2 protein-coding genes are annotated in these 857 nt (G+C 53.3%); both read left to right on the top strand.

All coding sequences use genetic code 11. The annotated features are described in order from the left end of the window. A partial coding sequence (locus Xinn_RS21090) for a type VI secretion IcmF C-terminal domain-containing protein (protein ID WP_280176164.1) occupies positions 1–405 on the top strand: 405 nt, incomplete at its 5' end. A 6-nt stretch (positions 406–411) separates the two neighbouring features. After that, positions 412–857: type VI secretion system protein TssA (locus Xinn_RS21085; protein WP_169923650.1), on the top strand; the 446-nt coding region annotated here is incomplete at its 3' end.

Raw genomic sequence — 857 nt, 5'->3', positions numbered from 1 at the left:
TCATTTAATGTCATGGTGCAGCCCGTCAGCATGGATAACAACATATTGAGCATGGTACTGGATGTCGGCGGACAGCGGGTGCAATACAGCCACGGCCCGCAAATCTCACAACTTATCAGTTGGCCGGGAACAGCGGGTTCTAATCAGGCCAGCATTCAACTGAACTTAGTGGACGGCACCACCGCCACCTTATCCGCCTACGGTCCCTGGGCGCTGAACCGGTTGCTGGATAAAGCCACACAGACCTCACATAACACCGCTGCCCCGCATGATGATACCGGCTTGCAGGCCAGATTTACGATCAAAGGCCATCATGTCGTACTGGCCTTTATGCCCAACAGTATTTTCAGCCCGTTCAGCCTGCCTGCCTTCTCCTGCCCGAATCTGAAGAGCATAAGAGCATAAAACGTCATGAACCATGAAAACAACCCGGATATTGATGCGTTACTTGCCCCCATCAGTAACGCATCGCCCTGCGGGGAAAATCTCGAATACGATGAGGAATTTCTGCAATTAGAACAGAGTCTGATTGGCAAAACAGAACAGCAGTTCGGGGATTTTATTACCCCGGCAGAACCCCCGAACTGGCTGGCGGTAGAAAAACAGGCAACGGCTCTGCTGCTGTCCCGGACAAAAGATGTGCGGATCATTATCGCCCTGATACATGCCTGGGTAGAAAACCGGGGATTACCCGGTTATGTCGACGGGCTGTCTCTTCTCCGGCAGACACTGGAACGTTATTGGGATGCGGTCTGGCCAAGGCTGGAATTTGACGGGGAATACGACCCGCTATTTCGCCTCAACGCACTGGCCGATATCGAAGACGGCTCGCCGCTGACCCTGAAAGTAGAGCGTGC

It is taken from the genome of Xenorhabdus innexi (assembly GCF_002632485.1).
GTDB lineage: Bacteria > Pseudomonadota > Gammaproteobacteria > Enterobacterales > Enterobacteriaceae > Xenorhabdus > Xenorhabdus innexi.
The sequence above is the reverse complement of the archived record's forward strand: the minus strand, read 5'-3'. Positions and strand labels throughout refer to the sequence as shown.